The sequence below is a fragment of the Nostoc sp. CHAB 5715 genome, from assembly GCF_020829685.1.
In the GTDB taxonomy this organism is placed as follows: Bacteria; Cyanobacteriota; Cyanobacteriia; order Cyanobacteriales; family Nostocaceae; genus Nostoc.
In genome coordinates this window covers 1-3,947 of the sequence record NZ_JAIVFR010000728.1, presented here as the reverse complement: position 1 = coordinate 3,947, position 3,947 = coordinate 1, and the positions used below count along the sequence as shown (strand labels likewise).

The 3,947-nt window shown below is 41.4% G+C and carries 3 protein-coding genes; 2 read left to right on the top strand and 1 reads right to left on the bottom strand.

Translation table 11 applies throughout. The features are described 5' to 3' along the window. Positions 1-255 precede the first annotated feature (255 nt). Together LC574_RS30040 and LC574_RS30035 are read left to right on the top strand one after the other, a co-directional pair. Positions 256-1,212: an NAD(P)-dependent oxidoreductase gene (locus tag LC574_RS30040; protein ID WP_229457262.1), complete on the top strand. Its 957-nt coding sequence runs from the start codon at positions 256-258 to the stop codon at positions 1,210-1,212. A gap of 236 nt (positions 1,213-1,448) precedes the next feature. After that, the gene (locus LC574_RS30035) at positions 1,449-3,047 is read left to right on the top strand and encodes a B12-binding domain-containing radical SAM protein (protein WP_229457261.1); all 1,599 of its coding nucleotides are present in this window, start codon (positions 1,449-1,451) and stop codon (positions 3,045-3,047) included. Between the two features lie 147 nt (positions 3,048-3,194). Here LC574_RS30035 and LC574_RS30030 read toward each other — a convergent pair. Next, positions 3,195-3,947: tetratricopeptide repeat protein (locus LC574_RS30030; protein WP_229457260.1), on the bottom strand; the 753-nt coding region annotated here is incomplete at its 5' end.

The following is a 3,947-nucleotide window of genomic DNA, read 5'->3' as shown; positions in this document are numbered from 1 at the left end:
CATACTAAGATTTTAATAAGTTAGGAGTTAAGGGTTAGGAGTTATGAGTTATGAGTTATGAGTTATGAGTTATGAGTTATGAGTTATGAGTTATGAGTTAGGAGTTATAAAGTTATCAGTTGCAAGGTGCAAAGTTATCTTTTATTCTTAATTCCTCACTTCTAACTCCTAACTTTATTAATAACTCCTGATTCGGAACTTTTAACTTAATTCTTAACTCTTAACTCCTAACTCCTAACTTATTAAAATCTTAGTATGAGCCAGAAACGGATTTTAGTGACTGGTGCAAGTGGTTGTATAGGTCATTATTTAACAGAAGCCTTAATTAAGGAAACAGATCACGAACTGTATCTACTAGTTAGAAACCCAAGTAAACTGCAAGTTGATACTAAGGCACGTTCAGGTATCAACGTTTTGCAAGGTGATATGCAAAATATTCGCCAGTTTGCCGATTTGCTATCCACAATTGATACGGCGGTACTCACAGCCACAGCTTGGGGTGGTGATGAAACATTTGATATTAATGTCGTTAAGACTATAGACTTGCTGGAACTGCTAGATCCAGAACGTTGTCAGCAGGTGATTTATTTTTCGACAGCTAGCGTTTTGGATCGGTACAATCAACCATTAAAAGAAGCTGGTGAAATTGGGACAGATTACATCCGTTCCAAATATGACTGCTTACATAAAAAAGAAAAATTAGCGATCGCACCCAAAATTACCACAGTATTCCCCACTTTAGTATTGGGTGGGGATGCTAATAAACCCTATTCTCATCTCACATCTGGCATTCCAGAAGTTACGAAATATATTAATGTGATTCGCTTTTTGGAAGCAGATGGGAGTTTTCACTTTATCCACGGACGAGATATTGCCACTGTCGTGCGATATTTAATTGATAATCCTCCGCAAAACGATCAACCACGTCGGTTGGTTTTAGGTCAAGCACCGTTAACTGCTAATCAAGCAGTGGAAGAAGTTTGTGCTTATTTGGGCAAAAAGATTTACTTTCGTATTCCCATATCTATAGCATTGGCTAATTTGATTATTGTTCTGTTCCGCATTCGGATGGCTGCTTGGGATCGGTTTTGTATGAACTATCGGCATTTTACATACGAAAAATTTACCAATCCCAATAGTTTCGGCTTGCCAAATTATTGTGCAACCATGAGTGATGTTTTAAAAATTAGTGGCGTTAAAGGTGTGAAGTAGGGTATTTGATACTCTTAACATTCGGGCAAAAACATCTCATACCAAATCAAGGATATTTAAAAAATTAGCAAAAGCTTGCGTAAGCACAGCCTGTCAGTAGAATAAATCAGGCAATATTGCTATGAGTATGTATAAATTAACTGAAATGTTAAAATAGAACAACTTTAATAAAAAGTCAAGAACTCTTAATTTTCGTTAGAGTGAGATAACAATCAAAGTGTGAGGATTGATACTACATGCGAATCTTGTTAGTTTATCCGATATTTCCCAAAACCTTTTGGTCTTATGAAAAAATCTTGGAGTTAGTCGATCGCAAGGTTTTATTACCACCTCTGGGTTTAGTAACAGTAGCGGCGATTCTACCCCAAGAATGGGAATTTAAGCTGGTCGATCGCAACATCCGCGCAGCAACAGAAGCAGAATGGGCATGGGCAGATGTGGTAATTCTCTCTGCGATGATTGTCCAGAAACAAGATTTACTTGAGCAAATTCAGGAAGCAAAAAAACGTGGGAAGCTAGTCGCAGTTGGCGGCCCCTACCCCACCTCTGTACCTCACGAAGTTCAAAATGTTGGCGCAGATTTTCTGATTTTGGATGAAGGAGAAATCACTCTCCCCATGTTTATTGAAGCAATTAAACGGGGTGAAACATCTGGGACTTTCCGCGCCACAGAAAAACCTGATGTCACAAGCACACCAATACCCCGCTTTGATTTATTAGAATTGAATGCTTATGACATGATGTCGGTGCAGTTTTCGCGTGGGTGTCCTTTCCAGTGCGAATTTTGCGACATTATTGTTCTCTACGGGCGCAAACCACGCACCAAAACCCCAGCCCAACTGTTAGCAGAGTTAGATTACCTCTATGAATTAGGTTGGCGGCGGGGTGTGTTCATGGTGGATGATAACTTTATTGGCAACAAACGAAATGTGAAATTGTTGCTAAAAGAGTTAAAAGTCTGGATGGCAGAACACAAGTATCCCTTCCGGTTTGACACTGAAGCTTCAGTGGACTTAGCACAAGACTCAGAAATGTTGGAGTTGATGGTTGAGTGTGGTTTCTCGGCGGTGTTTTTGGGAATCGAAACGCCGGATGAAGATAGTTTGCAAATGACCAAGAAGTTTCAAAATACTCGCAGTTCCCTAACTGAGGCAGTGCAAACCATCACCAAAGCCGGATTACGCCCAATGGCTGGGTTTATTATCGGCTTTGATGGCGAAAAACCAGGTGCAGGCGATCGCATTGTCCGCTTTGCAGAACAAGCAGCTATTCCCTCTACTACCTTTGCCATGTTGCAAGCGTTACCTAACACTGCACTTTGGCATCGCCTGAAAAAAGAAGGACGACTCCGGGAAAATCAAGATGGCAACATCAACCAAACAACATTGATGAACTTCCTCCCCACCCGTCCTCTGGAAGAACTTGCACGAGAATATATTGAAGCCTTTTGTACTTTATACGACCCAGTACAGTACTTGGATCGCACCTATCGCTGTTTCTTGATGATGGGTTTGCCAAGTTGGAAAGCGCCAGCGAAAATGCCAGAGTGGGTAGTTGTGAAAGCGTTGCTGATTGTAATTTGGCGACAAGGCATCAAACGGGAAACCCGTTGGAAGTTCTGGCATCATTTGTTTAGCATTCTCAAGCGTAACCCTGGAGTTGTTGAGCATTACATCTCTGCTTGCGCCCACAACGAGCATTTTCTAGAGTATCGCCAAATTGTGCGCGATCAAATTGAAAGTCAGCTAGCTGAATATTTGGCACAAGGTGCAGAAACGCCTTATGTGCTAGTGAAGGAAAAAGCGGAGGAAAAAGCTGAAGCGGTAGTCAGTTAGTTTCATTGGAAAATAGCAAGTGATATCATGTCCGCTTGATTACTTATTAAACCCTAAGAACCCCACCCCGCCTGCGGGGAGGGGAGACAAAGCGCAGCTTTGGCGGGGTGGGGTTGTTTTATTATGGGTAATTTGCCGGACATGATATTATCTACCGCGATCGCGTTCTAAATCATCAATCACTTTTTGCAAATACCAATCGTCTGACATCCCAGGATAATAATCTTGCTTCTGCTGAATTAATCGTTCGGCAATTTCCCAATATCCGCCAACCATTCGCAAAAGTCGCTGACGTAGTAAGTTATATTTTTGCTTTTTTGACTCTGGACTAAATTTTTGGATTTTTTCTAAGCTACTTAAGACTTGTTGATAATTTCCCCAGTCTTCTTGTTCACAAAAAATACTCGCCGCCCGTTGATAATCTTCCAGGGCATTTTGCATTTCTTCTATGCAAGTATAGGCAATGCCGCGATTGTAGTAAGCTTGAGCATCATTAGGATTTATTTGCAACGCTTGGGTGTAATCTTGAATTGCACCGAGATAGTTACCCGTTGTCCGATAGGCATTACCTCTGGCAATATATACTAAGGGATCTTCGGGTTGCATTTGGAGTGCTTGATTGAGGTCTGCGATCGCACCTTGATGATCGCCCAATATAGAACGTGCTCTACCTCGGTTGCGATAGACAATGGCATCTTGAAAATTTAGTCGCAATGCTTGATTAAAATCTGCGATCGCTTCTCGATAATTCCCCATTTTGCAACGCACAACCCCACGACAGCAGTAAGCTTGGGCATCTTGTGGATCGGCTTTTAATACCCAGTTTAAATCGGCGAGTGCCTCTTGCGTATCTCCCTTTTCAGCCTTTTCTAATAATTGCGTAAAATATTGGGCGATCAT

What these genes read in the sequence shown, in the direction of transcription:
- LC574_RS30040 (WP_229457262.1), top strand. Translation starts at nt 256, where the DNA reads ATGAGCCAGAAACGGATTTTAGTGACTGGTGCAAGTGGTTGTATAGGT.
- LC574_RS30035 (WP_229457261.1), top strand. Translation starts at nt 1,449, where the DNA reads ATGCGAATCTTGTTAGTTTATCCGATATTTCCCAAAACCTTTTGGTCT.